This window comes from Pandoraea pulmonicola, assembly GCF_000815105.2.
GTDB lineage: Bacteria > Pseudomonadota > Gammaproteobacteria > Burkholderiales > Burkholderiaceae > Pandoraea > Pandoraea pulmonicola.
On record NZ_CP010310.2, the window covers coordinates 245,756 to 265,773 of the forward strand.

At 66.4% G+C, this 20,018-nt stretch carries 18 protein-coding genes; 13 read left to right on the plus strand and 5 right to left on the minus strand.

What is annotated here, in order from left to right; all coding sequences use genetic code 11:
- Window positions 1–21: 21 nt before the first annotated feature.
- On the minus strand, window positions 22–897 hold the full coding sequence (locus RO07_RS00985) for a DMT family transporter (protein WP_039407269.1): 876 nt from the start codon (window positions 895–897) through the stop codon (window positions 22–24).
- Between the two features lie 177 nt (window positions 898–1,074).
- On the opposite strand from RO07_RS00985, the gene RO07_RS00990 reads away from it, so the two are divergent.
- The 7 genes from RO07_RS00990 to hslU all read left to right on the plus strand — a co-directional run bounded on the left by RO07_RS00990 (window position 1,075) and on the right by hslU (window position 8,959).
- Window positions 1,075–1,569: a Fur family transcriptional regulator gene (locus RO07_RS00990; RefSeq protein WP_052266918.1), complete on the plus strand. Its 495-nt coding sequence runs from the start codon at window positions 1,075–1,077 to the stop codon at window positions 1,567–1,569.
- Window positions 1,570–1,660: 91 nt separating this feature from the next.
- Complete coding sequence (locus tag RO07_RS00995; protein WP_039407275.1) at window positions 1,661–2,728, plus strand: CobW family GTP-binding protein; 1,068 nt, start codon at window positions 1,661–1,663, stop codon at window positions 2,726–2,728.
- Between the two features lie 386 nt (window positions 2,729–3,114).
- Window positions 3,115–3,534, plus strand: a complete 420-nt coding sequence (gene dksA / locus RO07_RS01000) for an RNA polymerase-binding protein DksA (RefSeq protein ID WP_039407278.1) — start codon at window positions 3,115–3,117, stop codon at window positions 3,532–3,534.
- Window positions 3,535–3,861: 327 nt separating this feature from the next.
- Window positions 3,862–4,269 carry a hypothetical protein gene (locus RO07_RS01005; protein ID WP_039407281.1) on the plus strand — a complete coding sequence of 136 codons (408 nt, stop codon included), beginning with the start codon at window positions 3,862–3,864 and terminating at the stop codon, window positions 4,267–4,269.
- A 336-nt stretch (window positions 4,270–4,605) separates the two neighbouring features.
- The gene (locus RO07_RS01010) at window positions 4,606–6,642 is read left to right on the plus strand and encodes a TonB-dependent receptor (protein WP_052267494.1); all 2,037 of its coding nucleotides are present in this window, start codon (window positions 4,606–4,608) and stop codon (window positions 6,640–6,642) included.
- A gap of 289 nt (window positions 6,643–6,931) precedes the next feature.
- Entirely contained in the window at window positions 6,932–7,483 is a 552-nt protein-coding gene (gene hslV, locus RO07_RS01015) for an ATP-dependent protease subunit HslV (protein WP_039407283.1), read from the plus strand.
- Between the two features lie 117 nt (window positions 7,484–7,600).
- Window positions 7,601–8,959 carry an ATP-dependent protease ATPase subunit HslU gene (gene hslU, locus RO07_RS01020; RefSeq protein ID WP_039407287.1) on the plus strand — a complete coding sequence of 453 codons (1,359 nt, stop codon included), beginning with the start codon at window positions 7,601–7,603 and terminating at the stop codon, window positions 8,957–8,959.
- Window positions 8,960–9,038: 79 nt separating this feature from the next.
- Here hslU and RO07_RS01025 read toward each other — a convergent pair whose 3' ends face one another.
- Both RO07_RS01025 and RO07_RS01030 read right to left on the minus strand, forming a co-directional pair.
- A complete protein-coding gene (locus RO07_RS01025; protein ID WP_039407290.1) occupies window positions 9,039–9,581 on the minus strand; it encodes a response regulator transcription factor in 543 nt (180 codons plus the stop codon).
- On the minus strand, window positions 9,578–10,846 hold the full coding sequence (locus RO07_RS01030) for an ATP-binding protein (protein WP_039407292.1): 1,269 nt from the start codon (window positions 10,844–10,846) through the stop codon (window positions 9,578–9,580). Before RO07_RS01030 ends, RO07_RS01025 begins: the two co-directional genes overlap by 4 nt.
- Window positions 10,847–11,097: 251 nt before the next feature.
- On the opposite strand from RO07_RS01030, the gene RO07_RS01040 reads away from it, so the two are divergent.
- On the plus strand, window positions 11,098–11,607 hold the full coding sequence (locus RO07_RS01040; protein ID WP_039407297.1) for a copper chaperone PCu(A)C: 510 nt from the start codon (window positions 11,098–11,100) through the stop codon (window positions 11,605–11,607).
- Window positions 11,608–11,786: 179 nt separating this feature from the next.
- Here the strand turns inward: RO07_RS01040 and RO07_RS01045 are convergent, their stop codons facing one another.
- A complete protein-coding gene (locus tag RO07_RS01045; protein ID WP_115088994.1) occupies window positions 11,787–12,146 on the minus strand; it encodes a hypothetical protein in 360 nt (119 codons plus the stop codon).
- Window positions 12,147–12,577: 431 nt separating this feature from the next.
- On the opposite strand from RO07_RS01045, the gene argB reads away from it, so the two are divergent.
- Both argB and RO07_RS01055 read left to right on the plus strand, forming a co-directional pair.
- Entirely contained in the window at window positions 12,578–13,483 is a 906-nt protein-coding gene (gene argB, locus RO07_RS01050) for an acetylglutamate kinase (protein WP_039407302.1), read from the plus strand.
- 25 nt (window positions 13,484–13,508) lie between these two features.
- Window positions 13,509–14,207: a Dph6-related ATP pyrophosphatase gene (locus RO07_RS01055; protein WP_039407305.1), complete on the plus strand. Its 699-nt coding sequence runs from the start codon at window positions 13,509–13,511 to the stop codon at window positions 14,205–14,207.
- Window positions 14,208–14,275: 68 nt separating this feature from the next.
- Here the strand turns inward: RO07_RS01055 and RO07_RS01060 are convergent, their stop codons facing one another.
- Window positions 14,276–15,181 (minus strand): LysR family transcriptional regulator, encoded by a 906-nt coding sequence (locus tag RO07_RS01060; RefSeq protein WP_039413823.1) that lies wholly within the window; start codon window positions 15,179–15,181, stop codon window positions 14,276–14,278.
- Window positions 15,182–15,356: 175 nt separating this feature from the next.
- Here RO07_RS01060 and mdlC point away from each other — a divergent pair, with 175 nt between their 5' ends.
- The 3 genes from mdlC to RO07_RS01075 all read left to right on the plus strand — a co-directional run bounded on the left by mdlC (window position 15,357) and on the right by RO07_RS01075 (window position 19,986).
- A complete protein-coding gene (gene mdlC, locus RO07_RS01065) occupies window positions 15,357–16,985 on the plus strand; it encodes a benzoylformate decarboxylase (RefSeq protein ID WP_052266919.1) in 1,629 nt (542 codons plus the stop codon).
- An 84-nt stretch (window positions 16,986–17,069) separates the two neighbouring features.
- A complete protein-coding gene (locus RO07_RS01070; protein WP_039407308.1) occupies window positions 17,070–18,539 on the plus strand; it encodes an aldehyde dehydrogenase in 1,470 nt (489 codons plus the stop codon).
- Between the two features lie 91 nt (window positions 18,540–18,630).
- The gene (locus tag RO07_RS01075) at window positions 18,631–19,986 is read left to right on the plus strand and encodes an MFS transporter (RefSeq protein ID WP_039407311.1); all 1,356 of its coding nucleotides are present in this window, start codon (window positions 18,631–18,633) and stop codon (window positions 19,984–19,986) included.
- The last annotated feature ends 32 nt before the right edge of the window (window positions 19,987–20,018 follow it).

Sequence of the window (20,018 nt, forward strand, 5' to 3'; positions counted from 1 at the left end):
CCCGGGGCGGGACGTCGGCGATCAACCCAGCGTCAGCGCCACCACGCCCAGCGCGATCAACACGGCGCCGCCCACACGGCGGTGCATCTCGCCCTCGCCCAGCAGCCGCACGCCGAGCAGCGCGGCGACCATCATCGACATCTCCCGCGCCGGTGCGACGTGCGAGACCGGCGCGTACTTGAGCGCGCTCAGAATCAGGAAGTAGGACATCGGCGAGATCAGCGAAATCAGCATGATCTTGCGCCAGTTCGCCTGCCAGAGCATGACCATGCGCGCCGGTCGGGCGCACGCCATCGGCGCCGAGAGCACCACCCGCAACACATTCTCCAGGTAGTAGTAGACGAGCGGGGCGAGCAGCAGCGTGCGAATGGCGTAAGCGTCGGCGAGCGTATAAGCGGCGATGAACCCGCCGGTGAGCACGCCCCAGCCCGCGCCCGCGTGCAGGCTGCCGCGCCGGAACAGGCGCTCGCCGCCGGCGATGATCAGCACCCCGGCGACCACCAGCCCGATCCCGACGAGGGCCAGCCACCCCGGACGCTCGCCGAGCAGGACGATGGCGCCCACCGAGGACAGCAGCGGCCCGGTGCCCCGTGCGAGCGGGTAGACGACCGACAGGTCGCCCACACGGTAGCCGCGCTGCAACACCAGCGTGTAGCCGTAATGCAGCAGGGCGCTTGCGGCGATCACGAGCCAGGCGCGGGCGTCCGGCCAGGCGGCATGCGAGCCGACAAGGAAGTACAGCGCCAGCGGCGTGTACAGCACGACCGTCAGCAGCGCATAAAGGAAGACGAGCTGCGGACCACCCCCTTCGCTGGTGTCGATGCGTTTGGCGAGGAAATTCCAGCTGGCATGCAGAAAAGCAGCCGTAATGACGAGAACGAGGGCGGTGAGCGACATGATTGGAGGGTTTTTGTGTCAATTGTATGACGTATTTCGCGTGCACTCCCCGGCACCCTTCAACGTGGGGCCTCGTGGTGTCCCCCGCCGTACGATCCGTCCCCGGTTTTGTCCCTCGTCAATCCCCTTCTTGCAACTCGGTTGCAGCGCCGTCGGGCCTGTGCTTAAATCGATTTCATGAGCCTTACTCAACTTCAACCGTATCTGGAAGCCGCCCGCGCGAGCTTGCAGGAGCAATCGGGCCGGGTGACTTCCGGACGCGTACGCGTGCTGGCGCTGCTGCTCAAGGCCGGCCGCCCCCTCACCCATCAGGAAGTGCTGGCCGATCTGGCCACCGACGCCGACCCGCTCGACCGCGTCACGGCCTACCGGGTGCTCGACTGGCTGGTCGCGCAGGGCTGGGCCATCAAGCAGGCCGGCGACGATCGCATCTTCCGCTTCGTCATGGCCGAGCACGTCGACCCGCAACGGGCCGCGTCGCCCCGTCCGCATACGCAGCACGGTCATTTCCGCTGTGTACGCTGTCATCGAACCTTCTGCCTTGACGACTGGCCCCAGCATCCCCAGCTAAGTGAGCGCGAACTCAGGCGTCTGCCCAAGGGATTCGTGGGTGAGCAGGTCGAACTGCTGATTCACGGCACCTGCGCGCAGTGCGCGGGCGCTCCCAACTGACGCGTCCCGAGCCGTCTTTCGCCACCTCGGGTACAGTGGACGACATTCCGGCGGCCGCTGGCCCGCCGCTTCACTACAGGACATTGCATTCATGACACCCGTCACCATCCTGACCGGTTTTCTCGGCAGCGGGAAAACCACGCTGCTCAAGCGCATCCTGACCGAAGCGCATGGCATGAAGATTGCCGTCATCGAGAACGAATTCGGCGAAGAGAACATCGACAACGACATCCTCGTGCAGGACAACGCCGAGCAGATCGTGCAGATGAGCAACGGTTGCATCTGCTGCACGATTCGCGGCGATCTGGTGCAGGCGCTCTCCGATCTGAACAGCCAGCGCGACGCGGGCAAGATCCAGTTCGACCGCGTGGTCATCGAGACGACCGGGCTGGCCAACCCCGGCCCTGTGGCGCAGACCTTCTTCATCGACGATGAAGTTGCCGACACCTATCGCCTGGACGCCATCATCACACTGGTCGACGCAAAGCACGGCCAGCAGCAGCTCGATCAGCACGAAGTGGTGCAGCGTCAGGTCGGTTTCGCGGACCGCCTGTTCATCACCAAGGCGGATCTGGTCACGCCCGAGGCGCTCGACGACCTCAAGCACCGTCTGGCGCACATGAACCCGCGCGCCCCGCAGCAGGTGGTGGACTTCGGCCGCGCGGACCTGGGCCAGATCTTCGACATCCACGGCTTCAATCTGAACGACAAGCTCGACATCGACCCGGACTTCCTCGCGGCGGACGATCACGACCACCACGACCACTCGCATTGCGATCACGATCACGGCAAGTGCGAGCACGAAGGACACGAGCATGGCCATGGACACGACCACGGACATCACCACCACGCCCATCACGACGACGCCATCAAGTCGTTCGTCTTCCGTAGCGAACGGCAATTCGACCCGGCCAAGCTGGAGGACTTCCTCGGGAGCATCCTACAGGTGTACGGCGAACGCTTATTGCGTTATAAAGGCGTATTAAACATGCGCGGCATCGACCGCCGGGTCGTGTTCCAGGGCGTCCATCAGATGATGGGCAGCGACGTGGGCGCGAAATGGCAGCCAGGGGAGACGCCGAACACCAAGATGGTGTTCATTGGCGCTGAGCTGCCGAAAGACATCATCCTGCAAGGGCTGGAACGCTGTCTGGTCTGAGCGGGACCGCCGAATCGGGCAACGGGAAAGCCCTTAACCAGGGCTTCCGGGCGATTCGGTTACAATACCTGCCCACCGGGGCTGCCGCCAGCGAGCTGACGCGGCATTCCGGAGGGTAGGCAGGGAGCACCGTCATGGCCACCGCCTCTCGCAAGACTGCCACCGCAAGCCCCACGCGCCGGTCGGAACCGGCGACGGACGTGGTCGCCAAACGTGCTCCAGCAGGCAAATCGAAGACGGGCGAGAAGGCCGCCGCCAAGAAGGGGCCACCCAAATCGTCCGGTAGGACCGTAACCCAAGAAGCCGCCCGCGGCATTGCCGGTAAGCAGGACACCCCGCCCGCAGGGGCATCGCCGGACCATCCGAAAGAGACGCCACAGAAACCCATGAGCAAGCAACGACTTTTGACCGAGGACGAAATTCTGAAGATGTCCGACAAGGACTATATGAACGAGGCGCAACTCGCCTTCTTCAAGAATCGTCTGGAAGCGCTGCAATCGGAAATTCTGAAAAACGCCGATCAAACGACCGAAAATCTGCGGGAAACCATTCTGGTCCCGGATCCGGCCGACCGTGCCACGATCGAGGAAGAGCATGCGCTCGAGCTGCGCACCCGCGACCGTGAGCGCAAGCTGCTCAAGAAGGTGCAGCAATCGCTGGCCCGCATCGAATCGGGCGAATACGGCTGGTGCGAAGAGACCGGCGAGCCGATCGGCGTCCCCCGTCTGCTCGCCCGCCCGACGGCCACCCTGTCGCTCGAAGCGCAGGAGCGCCGTGAACTGCGTCAGAAGCTGTTCGGCGACTGATCGCATTGCAGTCCCAGGCCCGGCGCCGCGCGGTGGCGGCACCCAGGGCCCCTCGGTTTGCGGAAGGCATGTCTTCATGACATGCCTTTTTTATTGGCGATGGATGTTCTCCGCTTCCCGACCCTTGGCGCCCGTCGGACCAGCGGCGGTCAGCGCCCGCCACTGTCGTTTGCGCGCAACGCCAGCAAAGCCTCGCGGGCATGGGAACTTTATGGCAAAATTGCAACTCAGTTGCAATTACGTCGACCCATGCGATCCACTGACTCCGTTTTCCGCCGATGGCGTGCGCAAACGCGCGCGCCGGCTGGCCGTGGGCGCAGCGTGTGGATGGCGTGGCTCATTGTGGCGCTGCTTTGCGTGCAGGTCTGGGGGCTGCAGCACGAGATCCTGCATGCTCGCTTGCTGTCGCACGTGGCGGCGGCCGCCGACGCCGCGGGCGGCGATGCCTCGTACGACGCCGACGACCCGGACGATGCTGCCCACGCGGTAACGACAGCCGTCGCCGTCGTTGCGCCGAAGGCGGGCGCGCATGCTGCGCCGCTCGACTTCGACGTACATCATCACCATTGCCATCTGTTCGAAGGGGCGACGCTTGCGGCCACCATGGCCACGGCGGCCTGGCACTGGGGCAGCGATGCTGTCGCCCATGACACACCGCCGCGCGCCACCGGCCGCGCGCATGCCAGTGCAACGCGTCTGCCTTTCGAGTCTCGCGCCCCGCCTGTCACGGTGTGACATCACGCGCTCCTCGCGCGAATCCCGTTGCTGAATCCATGTGCCTCGCCGCCTGCGGGCGGGCGACGGCCGTGTGTTGTCCGTGCGTCACGCGCGCGGACCGGGATTCGTTCACGCCGACTCACGGGGAAACCGGAGGACGTCCGAGGGACGACGTTTTCCGCCCAGACCAACAGAACTCGAACCGACATGGCAATCTCTTCAACCCACGCCGCCCAGGCACCTATCGGCGAACACGCGTCGTCTTCGGCGCTTTCCACCACCCGCACCACTCGCGTCGCTCGCACTCCCCGCCCAGCCTTCCTGCGCCCCGCACCGCTGCCGTTGGCCACGGCGATGACCTTCGCCGCGCTGGCGACGGCGAGCCTGTGCGCGCAGGCACAGGACGCCGCGACTCCGGCACCCGCCGCCGTGGCCGACACCGCCCCGCCCATCACACTGCCGGGCACGTTCGTCACCGGCAATCCGCTCGGACGCGCCGCCGCCGAGCTGACCGTGCCCGTCACCGAACTCGACGGTCGCGCGCTCGCGCTGCGCCGCGCGACCACGCTCGGCGAGACGCTCGACGGTCTGCCGGGCGTCTCGGCCACGTCGTACGGACCGAACGTGAGCCGTCCGATCATTCGCGGCCTGGACGGCGACCGCATCCGCGTGCTGCAGAACGGCACCGCCGCGCTCGACGCCTCGTCGCTTTCCTACGATCATGCGGTGGCGCAGGACCCGCTCACCATCGAGCGCGTGGAGATCGTGCGCGGTCCGGCGGCGCTGCTCTACGGCGGCAACGCCGTGGGCGGCGTCGTCAACACCATCGACAACCGCATTCCGAAAGCGCCCATCGAAGGGATTTCGGGGGCGACGGATTTCAGCTACGGTGGCGCGAATCGCGAGCGGGCCGGTGCGGCGCTGCTCGAATTCGGCGCCGGCCAGTTCGCCTTCCACGTGGATGGTTTCGCGCGCAAGAGTGCCGATCTGCGCATTCCGGGCTTCGCTCATTCGGCGCGCCAGCGTGCGCTCGACGGCGACGACGCACCGCAAGCCTCGGGCACGCTACCCAACAGCAATGGACAGGCGAGCGGCGCCGCGGTCGGTGCGTCGTGGACGTGGGCGAACGGCTACACCGGTCTGTCCTACTCCGGCTACGACACCGACTACGGCACGGTGGCCGAGGCCGACACGCGCATCCGTCTGCGCCAGCAGCGTCTCGCGCTCGCGAGCGAGGTGCGCGAGCTGAGCGGGCCGTTCACCGCGCTCAAGTTCAATTTTGGCTACACCGATTACGAACACAAGGAAATCGAGAACGGCCAGACGGGGACGACATTCAAGAACCACGGCTACGAGGGCCGCATCGAAGCGCGTCACGCGAAGATCGGCCCGCTCGAAGGGGCGGTCGGCGTGCAGTTCTCGCAGAACACGTTCTCCGCGCTGGGGGAGGAAGCGTTCGTGCCGAAGAGCGACACGACCAACGTCGCGCTGTTCGCGCTGGAAGAGTGGGCGGTGAATCAGGCGGTGAAGCTCTCGTTCGGCGCGCGCATCGAACATTCGCGCGTGAAGCCGTCGGCCGGCGGCAACGAACGTTTCGACAACCTGCCCACGCGCAACTTCACGCCGGGCAGCCTGTCGGCGGGCGCCGTCTTCGCGCTGGCGCCGAAGTGGTCGGTGGCGCTCAACACGTCGTACACCGAGCGCGCGCCCACGTTCTACGAGCTTTACGCGAACGGCCCGCACCTCGCGACCGGCGTATGGGAAATCGGCAGCCCGCAGGCCAGCCTCGAAAAGGCCTTCTCGACGGACGTCTCGCTGCGTTACGAGAATGGCCCGAACAAGGGCAGCGTCGGGCTGTTCTACAGCCGTTTCTCCAACTTCATCGCACTGGAGAACACCGGCCTCACGCGCGAGTTGGACGATCGCAACCTGCCGGTCTATCAATACGCGGGCGTGCCCGCCGAGCTGTACGGCGTGGAAGCCGAGGGTCGCGCGCGTGTCTGGCAGGGCTACGGCAATCTCGACGTGGAACTGCGCGGCGACTACACCATCGGCCGCAATCGCGACACGGGCGAGCCGCTGCCGCGCATCGCGCCGTTGCGCCTGACGGCGGCGCTCGTCTACGGTCTGGGCCATTGGGGCGCGCGCCTGGAAATGGTGCACGCGAGCAACCAGGCCCGCGTGCCCGTCAACGACCTGCCGACCGACGGCTACACCACGCTGGGCGCCGCGCTTACCTATCAGTTCAAGGCGGGCGGCGCGCAGTGGCTGGCCTATCTGAAGGGCGAGAACCTGACGAACCAGCAAGTGCGGCTGGCCAGCTCGGTGCTGCGCGACATCGCGCCGCAGGGCGGGCGCTCGGTTCGCGTCGGTTTGCGTACCACTTTCTAAGCACCAACCCACCGCAAAATCGAGGCAATTTCCGAGAAATTACCTCGTATCATCGGAGTCGCGCGGCGTCATGCCGCGCGAACGCCACGATCCATGCCGCATTGCACGGCATCGGCCGATGTCGCGGGGCGGCGCCTGTCCGCCCCCGTCGACGCCTCTTGATATTCTTTTGATTGCCCTAAACTACAGTGACGTCTCGCCCGGTCGGGCGCGTCGTCTCCGTCGTGGGACGCGCGAGACGTCCGGGCCAATCGTTACGGGGCGCACCGCCCCCGGAAAAGGAACAGGCATGGAGCAATATCACGGCACCACCATCGTCTCCGTTCGGCGTGGCGAGCAGGTCGCGCTCGGCGGCGACGGACAGGTTACGCTCGGCAACATCGTGATGAAGGGCACCGCGCGCAAGGTGCGCACGATTTACGACGGCAAGGTCATGGTCGGCTTCGCCGGCGCCACGGCCGACGCGTTCTCGCTGCTCGACCGCTTCGAGGCGAAACTGCAGAAGCATCAGGGCCATCTGACGCGCTCGGCCGTGGAACTCGCCAAGGACTGGCGTACCGACCGCATGCTGCGCCGGCTCGAGGCGATGATGATCGTCGCCGACGCCGAGACCACGCTGGTCATCACCGGCAACGGTGACGTGCTCGATCCGGAAGGCGGCGTCGCGGCCATCGGTTCGGGCGGTTCGTATGCGCAGGCGGCGGCGCGTGCCCTCGTCGAGAACACGGACCTCACGCCGGCCGAGATCGTGAAGAAGGCCCTCTCGATCGCGGGCGAAATGTGCATTTACACGAACGGCAACCACATCATCGAATCGCTGCCGCCGAAGGCGGCGAAGTGACGACGGACGACGCGCGCGCCGCGGCGGGTGGACTCCTGCGGCGCGACCTGCCGGCCGGTGCATGACCGGCCGGGCGTCCCCTTCCTTGCGAACCGAACCCCTAATCTGGCTAACGTCATGACCCATATGACCCCCTCCGAGATCGTTTCCGAGCTCGACAAGCACATCATCGGCCAGCACAAGGCCAAGAAGGCCGTTGCGGTGGCATTGCGCAATCGCTGGCGCCGTCAGCAGGTGGCCGAGCCCCTGCGTCAGGAAATTACGCCGAAGAACATTCTGATGATCGGTCCGACCGGCGTCGGCAAGACCGAGATCGCGCGCCGTCTGGCCAAGCTGGCCGACGCGCCGTTCATCAAGGTCGAGGCGACCAAGTTCACCGAAGTCGGCTACGTGGGCCGCGACGTGGACAGTATCGTGCGCGACCTCGCGGAGATCGCGATCAAGCAAACGCGTGAAGCCGAAATGAAGAAGGTGCGCACCAAGGCCGAGGACCGCGCCGAGGATCGCATTCTCGATCTGCTGCTGCCGACCGGACGCGAATCGCCGCGCGACATCCGTTTCGGCTCGGCCGCGCATGACAGCGACGCCGGCACGGAAGACAACGCCACGCGCCAGACCTTCCGCAAGCGTCTGCGCGAAGGTCAGCTCGACGACAAGGAAATCGAGCTCGAAGTGGAAATCCCGGTGCAGGGCATGGAAATCATGGGCCCGCCCGGAATGGAAGAAATGACCGAGCAGATCAAGGGCATGTTCGCGAATCTGGGCAACCAGAAGAAGAAGCGTCAGAAGCTCAAGATCAAGGAGGCGCTCAAGATCCTGACCGACGAAGAAGCGTCGAAAATGCTCAACGACGAAGAGGTCAAGCAACTGGCGTTGCGCAACGTCGAGCAGAACGGCATCGTGTTCCTCGACGAGATCGACAAGATCGCCACGCGCAGCGAAGTGGGCGGCAGCGACGTGTCGCGTCAGGGCGTGCAGCGCGACCTGCTGCCGCTCGTCGAAGGCACGACCGTGAGCACCAAGTTCGGCATGATCAAGACGGACCACATCCTGTTCATCGCGAGCGGGGCGTTCCATCTGGCCAAGCCGAGCGATCTGATTCCGGAACTGCAAGGCCGCTTCCCGATTCGTGTCGAACTCGAATCGCTGTCGGTCGAGGACTTCGAAGCCATCCTGACGCAAACGGACGCGAGCCTCGTGAAGCAATATCAGGCGCTGCTCGCCACCGAAGACGTGAAGCTCGAATTCGCGCAGGACGGTATCAAGCGCCTGGCGGAGATCGCGTTCTCGGTCAACGAGAAGACGGAGAACATCGGTGCACGCCGCCTGTACACCGTCATCGAGAAGCTGCTCGAGGACATCTCGTACAACGCGGGTAAGCAGTCGAACGAAGTGGTGACGATCGACGCCGACTATGTCAATCGCTTCCTCGGCGAAGTGGCGCAGAACGAGGATCTGTCGCGCTACGTGTTGTAAGCCATCGGTGGTGGACGTGAAAAAAGGCCCTTCGGGGCCTTTTTTCGTCTGGCGTTCACCGTTCGCTGTCGTTGCCGGCTCACTGCTTGACCGGCCGCTTGAGCAGCTTGCGCTGGAGCGTGCGGCGATGCATGTTCAGCGCGCGCGCCGTGGCGGAGATGTTGCCGTTGTGCTCCGCGAGCACGCGCTGGATATGCTCCCATTCGAGCCGCGCAACGGAGAGCGGCGACGGGTTTTCGATCGCTTCGTCGGCCTGCGTCTCGCTCGCGTCGCTGCGCAGCGATGCGAGGATGGTATCGGCGTTGGCCGGCTTGGCGAGGTAGTTGTCCGCGCCGTCCTTGACCGCTTGCACGGCGGTGGCGATGCTCGCATAGCCGGTCAGTACGAGCATGCGTGCTTTCGGCTGCAGGGCGCGCAGCGGCGCGATGAGCGGCAGCCCCGAGTCGTGGCCCAGGTGCAGGTCGACCGAGATCAGGTCGAACTGGCGCGTGCGTGCCGCCAGCAGTGCCGCTGCGCTGTCGCCGGCGATCTGCACGTCGTAGCCGCGCCGCGTCAATGCGCGGGCGAGCGTTTCGGCGAAGACGACATCGTCGTCGATGAGAAGGAAGTGGGAGGCGTTCATGTCTGGCTCCGCGAACCGAAGAAGAAGGTGGCCATCGGCAGGCGCAACTCGGCGCGCGTGCCCGTCGGCGTGTTGGGGGTGAGGTCGATGTCGCCGCCGAGCCGCTGTGCGCTGGCGAAAGCCAGATACAACCCCATGCCGTGCCCGCCGTGCGTGCTCATGACAGGCGAGGTACCCAGCCGCGTGCGCAGCTCGGCGCTCATGCCGGGACCTTCGTCGCACACCGTGAAACGCACGTCGTCCGGCGTGACGGCGACCTCCAGCGTGACCGACGACGGGCTGAAGTACGCCGCGTTGTCCAGCAGGATCGTGAGGACCTGGCCGACTTGCACGGTGTCCTCGATGCGCGCGGTCAAGTGCGGCGGCACGTGCAACTGGAACTGCACCTGCGGATGGCGCAGACGCCACTGCGTCGTGAAGGCCGGCAACCATTCGGCCAGCGGCTGACGCACCGGCGCGGCCGCGCGCGTCTGCACGTGACCGATGGCGCTCTTGCACAGTGCGATCTGCTGCTCGAGTGTCTGGAGATCCGGCTCGAAGGGTTTCAGCGCGGTGTTGCCCCGACTCTCGCTGCGCAACTCGCCGACGACCACCGCCATGGTCGAGAGCGGCGTGCCCAGTTCGTGCGCCACGCTCGCGGCCTGGGCGCCGAGCGCGGCCATGCGTTCGTCGCGCAGCAGCCGTTGTTCGGCGCGGGCGAGCTGGGCATCCCGGGCGCGCAGCGCACGCGACATCCGCGAGACGAACCATGCGATCACGAGCACGCTCACCACGAAGTTCACCCACATGCCCGCCAGATGCAGACGCAGCAGATTGCCCGGATCGGCCAGATCGAGCGGCACGTACTGGAAGTTCAGTGCGCCGTAGGCGACCAGCGAGAGCAGGGCGAGTTGCGACGCGTTGCGCCACGGCAGCACGGCGGCGGCGATCGCGAGCCCCGGCAGGAAGAGCGAGACGAAGGGATTGGTCGCGCCGCCGGAAAAGAAGAGCAGCGCCGTGAGCGCGGCCAGATCGACGAGCAGTTGTCCCATCAGATCGAGATCCGTGCGACGCTTGGCCCGCTCCACACCGCTGCGTGCACGCACCCACGTGAGCACGTTGAACAGCACTTCGAGCGCGACGATGGTGAGCATCGGCTCGAGCGGCAGACGTACGCCGAGCCAGAGCTGCGCCACGCCGATGGTCGCCAACTGGCCGACGATGGCCAGGCAACGCAGCCAGAAAAGCTGGACGACGTTGGTTCGCTCGATAGGGAAATGAGTCATCCGACAAGTGTACCAAGTCCGGGTCACGCGCCATCCGGCCGCGCCCGTCGCTGCGACACTCTGCCGCATGGCGCAATGCCGGGCATGATGGTGACGCGCGCACACGGCGCGCGGCGCAAGACTACAATGGTTGTCCACGTCGCGCGCGACCGGCGTCGCGCAGTGGCTCACGTGAGCGCGGCATCGTGTCGCGCGACGACTCATGCGATACATGGCGGACGTCCGTTCGCCGACAACGACAAGGAGTTTGCATGAAGCACAAGCTATGGATGGCCGCTGCGCTCAGTCTCGGCATGGCCTCGGCGTTCGCGCAGACCGGGCCGGTGGATGTCTCCGACGCCTGGGCGCGCGGCACGGTTCCGGGCCAGAGCGCGACGGGCGTCTTCATGACATTGCAGGCGCACCAGGCGACCACGCTCGTCGGTGTGAGCACGCCCGCGGCGGCCAACGCCGAAGTGCACGAGATGAAGCTCGAGGGCACATTGATGAAGATGCGCGCGCTGCCCAACGGGCTGCCGCTGCCGGCGAACCAGCCGGTGCAGCTCAAGCCGGGCGGTTATCACATCATGCTCACCGACCTGAAGGCGCCGCTCAAGAAGGGCGACAACGTGGCGCTCACGCTGCGTTTCGAAACCGCCGATCACAAGAAGACCGAGCAACAGGTGCAGGTGCCGGTGCGCGACCTGACGGCCGGTGCGCCCGCCGGCGGCGGCATGGCAGGCATGGCGCACGGTGCACACGGCGAGCACGGTAACAAGTAGGCGTCAGGCGCGAGGCCCCCATGGCCAACAAGTCCCTCGGTACACGGCAGAAGATGATGTTTCGCGGCGCGTCCGGCAATCGGGGCGCGGCAGGCGTTCCGGGCATGCCGGGCGGTCGCGCCGCGTCGCGCTACGCCGGGGGACGCACCCGAGCGCCGGCGCCCGTCGGCCGGCCACCCTCAGGCGGAGCGGTCGGCGGTACCGCCAGCGATAGCTCGGGCGGGGTCGGCGGCGGTGCCGTCGATGACCACACCGGCATCGAGCAACGCCGTACGAAGACAGGCCGGACATAGGCACGCGAGGGCGCCCGTGCGCACGGCCACCGGAAGATGCGGCCAGTCCAGGCACCAGCAGCGCACTTCGCCCACGTCCGCCCCCACGTCCGCCCCCACGTCCGCCCCCACGTCCGCCCCCACATCCGCATTCGGCGACGACACCGCACCGCACGTCACGACCGCGCCACAGCGCGGGCAGTGCGATGGCTCGCCGGCCGCATCGGCAATGCCGCCCATCTTCCGGAGTGCGCCCGTATCAGTCATCGCGGTGCTCCGGTCGCGACGATCGCATCGGCCTTCGCGCCGCCCCGCGCCCCAATTTCCATCCTGTGAGAGCGACGTTGCCGCGTTCGCCGGCCAGCGAGTTGCACAAGTGCAACAGCGCGCGACGGGGCATCGACCGGATATGTACGGGCGTTCACGGGGGCAAAAATGGCGACGCGGTAAAAATCGGCCACTGAGGGGCGTCTGTTAACAAGTGAAAGGGGTGATACGCACCTGCGATCATGTGCCGCTGACGGGGCGGGAATTGCCGCTTTCGCGGTGACTCCTCAGCGTGTGACGAAGGGTAGTGAAGGGCGGCGTCCGATGCAAGCCCCGGCGTACTCCGAAACCCGTCGAAGCCCCGCACGCACGGGCTTCTTGGCTGTACAATGCGCCGTGTTTCCGGTCCACCTGCAAAAAACCTTCCCGCCATGTCCGATCTGCCACTGAATTCCATCGACGACATCGCACCCGCTCTCAAGGCCGAGATCCTGGCCGAGGCGATGCCGTACATCCGCAAATATCACGGCAAGACCGTGGTGATCAAGTACGGCGGCAACGCAATGACCGAAGAGCGTCTGAAGCGGGGCTTCGCACGCGACGTCATTCTGCTCAAGCTGGTCGGCATCAACCCGGTGGTGGTGCACGGTGGCGGCCCGCAGATCGATCAGGCGCTCAAGAAGATCGGCAAGCAGGGCACGTTCGTGCAGGGCATGCGCGTGACCGATGAAGAGACGATGGAAGTGGTCGAGTGGGTGCTCGGCGGCGAAGTCCAGCAGGACATCGTGATGCTGATCAACCAGTACGGCGGTCAGGCCGTGGGGCTGACCGGCAAGGACGGCGGGCTCATCAATGCTCGCAAGATGATGATGCCGGATCGCGAAAACGCGGGCCAGTTCCTCGATATCGGCTACGTCGGCGAAGTCGACTCGATCAACCCGGCCGTGGTGCGCGCCCTGCAGGACGACGCCTTCATCCCGGTGATCTCGCCGATCGGCGTGGGCGAAGACGGCCAGGCGTACAACATCAACGCCGATCTCGTGGCCGGCAAGCTCGCCACGGTGCTCGGCGCCGAGAAGCTGGTGATGATGACCAACATCCCGGGCGTGATGGACAAGGACGGCAACCTGCTGACCGATCTGTCGGCACGCGAAATCGACGAACTGTTCGCAGACGGCACGATCTCGGGCGGCATGCTGCCGAAGATCTCCTCGGCGCTCGACGCGGCGAAGAGCGGCGTGAAGTCGGTGCACATCGTGGACGGCCGCATCGAGCACTCGGTGCTGCTCGAAATCCTGACCGAGCAACCGTTCGGCACGATGATCCGCTCGCACTGAGCGCGGCATCGCGCGGGGCCGGCGCATGACAACCCCTGCCTTCTTTTCGTGGAGCGGCGGCAAGGACTCCTGCCTTGCCCTGCATCATGCGTTGTCGTGCGACGCGAGTGGCGCGCCGCATTACGATGTACGTCGCCTGCTCGCGATGTTCGACGAGACCGGCGACAGCTCACGCTCGCACGGCCTGCCGCGTGAACTGATGCAGGCGCAGGCCGACGCGCTGGGCATTGCGCTCGATATCGGTCAAGCGGGCTGGCAGACGTATGAAGCCGCGTTCGTCGCGCGGTTGCAGACCCTGCGCGCGCAAGGCATCACGCACGGTTTGTTCGGCGACATCGATCTGCAACCGCATCGCGACTGGGAAGACAAGGTGTGCGCGGCGGCCGGCATGACGGCAGTGCTGCCGCTCTGGCAGCGCGAACGTCTGACGCTCGCGCACGAGTTCATCTCGCTCGGCTATCGCGCCGTGATCGTGTGCGTGGACGGGCGCCATCTCGGGCCCGAGTTCGTCGGTCGCGAATACGACGCTTCGCTGCTGGACGATCTCCCCGCCAGCGTCGACGCCTGCGGCGAAAACGGCGAGTTTCACACGTTCGCCTATGACGGGCCGCGCTTCACGCGAGCCGTGCCGTGGCGCATCGAACGTGTCGAGACGATTCACGGCCCGAAGGAATATGGCGGCACGCCTTACCATCGTGCGCACATCGTCTCGGTGACAGGCTGACGCCCCACGCGTTGCGCGCACGTACGTAACCTCGACCCGCACCCAATCCTTTACCCCAATCCCGCGCCTCAGCCCGGTGCCGTCAACTGACGCAACTCGTCGAGCAGCTTGGCGGCGGGGCTGGGCAGAATGCCCTGGCGGCGCCGAAACGCGGTAAGCGTGCGGGTTGCGCGCACCGTCGGAATCGGCAGTGTGTCCATCACGCGCGCGCGGGCTTCGACGTCGTACATCGGCTCGGCCATCCACGTCAGAAAGCCGCAGCGCGCGACCATGCTTTTGAGGACCGGCACGGAGCGCGTCTCGACCACGATGTTGGGCAAGCCGAGCCCGTGCGCGGCGAACACCCCCTGCATGTGCGCATAAGGCGCGGTGCCGCGTGGCGGGATCGCCCAGCGCTCGTGCATCGTGTCGGCAAGCACGAGCGATTTGCGGCGTCGCAGCGGGTGATCGCAGGCGGCGACCACGAAGCTGTCGTCTTCCCAATGGCAGTCGGTGATGGCGACGATGTCGTCCGTGTCCGGCGCGACGGTCGAGAGCGCCAGATCGATCTCGTGCCGCATGAGCCCTTGGGCGAGCCGGTCCCACACACCTTCGATGATCTCCACGCGCAGGTTCGGCCAGCGGTTGAGCACACGGTCGACGGCCAGCGGCAGCACGCGACTCGCGATGGCGCCGACCGCACCGACCTTGATCGTGCCCTTGGCCAGTCCGCGTAGCGCATCGATTTCCTCACGCGCGTGCTCGGCTTCGCGCTCGAGCAGCATGGCGTGCGGCAGCAGCGCCTGCCCGAACGCGGTCAATTCCATCCCCTTGCTGTGACGCTCGAACAGCGGCGCGCCCAGATCGGTCTCGAGCCGCTTGATCGTGCGGCTCAGCGCCGGCTGGGTGAGATGCAGCTCGGCGGCGGCGCGCCCGAGACTGCCGGTCGCGACGATGGTCGTGAAGGCGCGCAACTGCTGGAGATTGAGGCTCATGGCGGACGCGGGAACTCCCGGGAGGCGGACGAAATCGGTGCAGGGAATGGCCACGCGCAGCCGCATCGCCAAGCCATGCAAAAGCGTAATGACTTCGGCACGTAAAAGCAATTCCAGGGCATATATCGGCTGCCTATACTCACTCGGCTCAGTCGACATTTTTCGAATCGCATCCATGAAAGACAGCCGAGAACTTCGCGCCGCGCAACCCGTCGGCACCTTCCCCGCCCTGACGGTTCGCGAGGTGGTCATCGACCTGATGCGTCGTCACGGCATGACCAAGATCTTCGCCAACCCCGGCTCGACGGAACTGCCATTGTTCCGCGACTTTCCGCCCGACTTCGACTACGTGCTGGGTCTGCAGGAAGCGGTCGTCGTGGGCATGGCCGACGGCTACGCGCAGGCGAGTGGCAATGCGGCGTTCATCAACCTGCATTCGGCCGCCGGTGTGGGCAACGCCATGGGCAATATCTTCACCGCCTACAAGAACCAGACGCCGCTCATCGTGACGGCCGGTCAGCAGGCGCGTTCGATTCTGCCGTTCGACCCTTTCCTCGCGTCGGTGCGCGCCACCGAACTTCCGCAGCCGTACGTCAAGTTCAGCCTCGAGCCCGCACGCGCGCAAGACGTGCCGCTCGCGCTGGCGCGTGCTTACCACATCGCGATGCAGGAGCCGAAGGGCCCGGCGTTCGTCTCCATCCCGGTGGACGACTGGGATCGACCCGCCGAGGCGCTGCCGCCGCGCCAGGTGAGCACGCGCGTGCAGCCCGACCCGCTCGCGCTGGCGCAGCTCGCGGCGGCGCTCGACGCATGCGAGCGCCCGGCATTCGTCGTCGGCTCGTCCATCGATCGCGCGGGGGCTTTCGACGCCGTGGTGGCATTGGCCGAGCGTCACCACGCACGCGTTTTCACCGCACCGATGTGTGCGCGTTGCGCGTTCCCGGAGGATCACCGCCTGTTCGCCGGGTTCCTGCCGCCGATGCGCGAGAAGATCGTCGGCATGCTCGGTGGCCACGACCTCATCCTGGTGATCGGTGCACCGGCGTTCACCTATCACGTGGAAGGCGCCGGCCCGCACGTGCCGGAGGGCGCGGCCCTGTTCCAGTTGGTCGAAGATCCGGACGTGGCGGCATGGACGCCGGTCGGCGCTTCCGTCGTCGGCAACGTACGCCTTGGCGTGGAATCGCTGCTTGCGCGCGATGTGCCGGGCGAGCGCGCGCTGCCGCCCGCCCGTGCCGTGCCGCCGGTCGCGCAAGCCAACGCACCGGGTGAGTCGATGTCGACGGCCTTCGCCTTGCAGACGCTCGCGCAAGTGCGCGATGCGCATGACATCGTCGTCGAGGAAGCGCCGAGCGCGCGTCCGGTCATGCAGCAATACCTGCCGTTTACGCAGGCCGGCACGTTCTACACGATGAACAGCGGCGGGTTGGGTTACTCCATGCCCGCCGCCGTGGGCGTGGCGATGGCCAACGCGGGGCGTCGCGTCATCGGCCTGATCGGCGACGGCTCCGCCATGTACTCGATCCAGGCGCTGTGGAGCGCCGCGCAGGCGAAGCTGCCCATTACGTTCGTTATCCTGAATAACCGGCGCTACGCCGCGTTGCAGGACTTCGCGCCATCGTTCGGCTTCGGCCTGAAAGACCCCGTGCAGGGCACCGACCTTCCCGATCTCGATTTCGTGCAACTGGCGCGGGGCATGGGCGTGCGCGGGCAACGCGTCGAACAAGGCCGTGAACTGCGCGACGTCTTGTCGCAGGCATTTGCGAGCGGCGAGACGCGTCTCGTCGAAATCGTGGTGGCATGATGCACGGCGATTGCCGGCGGCACGCGAGACGAAAGGTGCGTAAGCCGGCCCCGTGACGAATAACCGAGCAAGGAGACGAAAGCCATGCAAACTCGACAAGACCCCCACGCGCTCACGATGCTGATCGGCGGCAAGCGCGTCGGCGCCCGGAACGGTGCGACGTTCGAACGGCGCAATCCGCTCGATGGCGAAGTGGCGTCGCGCGCCCCCGCTGCGACCGTCGACGACGCGCGCGCCGCCGTGCACGCCGCGTGGGCCGCATTTCCCGCATGGTCGAACACTGGCCCTGGCGAACGGCGCGCTTTGCTGACGAAGGCGGCCGACCGGCTCGAAGCGAAAGTCGAACAGTTTCAGGCGGCGATGGCCGTCGAGACGGGAGCGTCCGGACTGTGGGCTGGTTTCAACGTGCATCTCGCCGCGCAGGGACTGCGCGAAGCGGCCGCGATGACGACGCAGATCGCAGGCGAGATCATTCCATCGGATGTGCCGGGTAGCCTCGCCATGGGCGTGCGCCAGGCCGCCGGCGTGGTGCTCGGCATCGCGCCGTGGAACGCGCCCGTGATTCTCGGTGTGCGCTCGCTCGCGTTGCCGCTGGCCTGCGGCAATACGGTTGTCTTCAAGGGATCGGAGCTGTGCCCGGCCACGCACGGCCTGATCGCCGATGCGCTCGACGAGGCGGGCCTGCCGCCGGGCGTCGTGAACTTCGTGACCAACGCACCGCAGGATGCAGCGGCCATCGTCGATGCCCTGATCGCCGAGCCCGCCGTGCGACGCGTGAACTTCACCGGTTCGACGCGCGTGGGCCGCATCATCGGCGAGCGTTGTGCGCAACACCTCAAGCCGGCGGTGCTGGAACTCGGCGGCAAGGCGCCGTGCCTCGTGCTCGACGACGCCGATCTCGACGCCGCCGTGAACGGCGTGGCGTTCGGCGCATTCGCAAACTCCGGACAGATCTGCATGTCGACCGAGCGCATCGTCGTGGCCGAGGCGATTGCCGATGCGTTCGTCGAAAAGCTCGCCGCCAAGGCGCGCTCGTTGCCGTTGGGCGATCCGCGCGAAGGGCCGGTCGTGCTCGGCTCGGTCATCGACATGACGACGGTCACGCGCTGCAATGCGCTGATCGACGACGCGCTTGCCAAGGGCGCGACGCTGCTGTGCGGCGGCCGTGCCGAGACCACGCTCATGCCGGCCACGCTGCTCGATCGCGTCACGCCCGACATGCTGATTTACCGCGAGGAGTCGTTCGGCCCGGTCAAGGGCATCGTGCGCGTGAAGGATGACGAAGCGGCCATCGCCTGCGCGAACGACAACGCGTATGGCCTGTCGGCCGCGGTATTCAGTCGCGACATCGCGCGTGCGATGGGCGTGGCGCGGCGAATCGAGTCGGGCATCTGCCATATCAACGGTCCCACGGTGCACGACGAAGCGCAAATGCCGTTCGGCGGCGTGAAGGCCAGCGGCTGGGGACGCTTCGGCGGCAAGGCGGGCGTGCACGAATTCACCGACCTGCGCTGGATGACGGTGCAGACCACCCCGCGTCACTACCCGTTCTGAGCCGGCGCGCAGCACGGCGGACGCATCCCGACGCAACACCACCATACCGCCGCAGCCGGGGCACCGGAACAGACGGCCGGAGGAGACAACCGTGTCACAACAGTACGAAACCGCTCCTGCGGGGGCCGGTGCGGCGCCCAAGGCCGCCGAGAGTCATCGCAACGAGGCCGGCAACGGCGCTGCCGCGGGCTACGGCCGCGTGGTCGCGGCCAGTTGCTTCGGTACCGCCATCGAGTGGTACGACTTTTTCGTCTACGGCTTTCTTGCGCCCATCGTGTTCGACCGGCTGTTTTTCCCGCAGCTCGACCCGATGGCCGGCATGATCGCCGTGTTCGCGACGTTCGCCGTCGGCTTCCTCGCAAGGCCCATCGGCGGCATCGTCTTCGGTCACTATGGCGATCGCATCGGGCGCAAGTCGATCCTGCTCTTCACGCTGATCCTGATGGGCGTGGCCACGACCCTCATCGGTCTGTTGCCGACCTACGACACGATCGGTATGTGGGCGCCGATCCTGCTCGTGACGCTGCGCTTCGTGCAAGGCTTCGCGCTCGGCGGCGAATCGGTCGGTGGCTTGCTGATGACGGTCGAGGGCGCGCCGGCGCACCTGCGCGGCCTCTTCGGCGGCTTGATCCAGGCGGCCGGACCGACGTCGATCGTGGGGGCGTCGCTGGCCATCGTGCTGATCACGCGCCTGCCCGAAGACGACCTGCTCACATGGGGCTGGCGTCTGCCGTTCCTCGTGAGTCTGCTGCTCGTGGCGCTCGGCACGTATGTGCGGCTGAAGGTGGAGGAGTCGCCGACGTTCAAGGCGGCCGAGCAGCATCGCGAAATCGCGAAGGTGCCGGTGGCCGAGGTGATCACGAAGTACTGGCGGCCGACGCTCGTCACGTTCTTCATCTGCCTGGCCGAGACGAGCTTCTTCTATCTGGTGGCGATCTTCTCGCTGTCGTATGGCACCAAGACGCTCGGGCTGCCGCGCAGCATGATGGCCGATGGCGTGCTGTACGCGAACATCCTCGCCATGCTCACGATTCCCGCGTTCGGCATGCTCTCGGACAAGCTCGGCCGGCGGCCGATGTTCCTGATGGGACTGGCGGCCACGGCGATTTTCATCTACCCGTTCTTCCTGATGATGGGCAGCAAGGAGGCGGCGCTCGTGATGTCGGCCATCGTGATCGGCGCCGGCGTGATCCACCCGATGATGTTCGGCCCCGAGGGCAGTTTCTTCTCGGAGCTGTTCGACACGCGTGTGCGTTTCTCGGGTGTGTCGCTGGGCAAGCAGATCGGCACCGTGCTCGGTGGCGGCCTCGCGCCGATGATCGCGGCGAGCCTGCTCGCATGGAGCCAGGGGCATATCTGGCCGGTGATCGCCTACTTCCTCGTGCTCGCCGCCATGGCGCTCGTTTCCACCTTGCTCGTGCGCGAGACAAAGGACCGCGTGCTTTGAGTCTCGCTTGAGGCTGATTGGGGCTGCCGTGA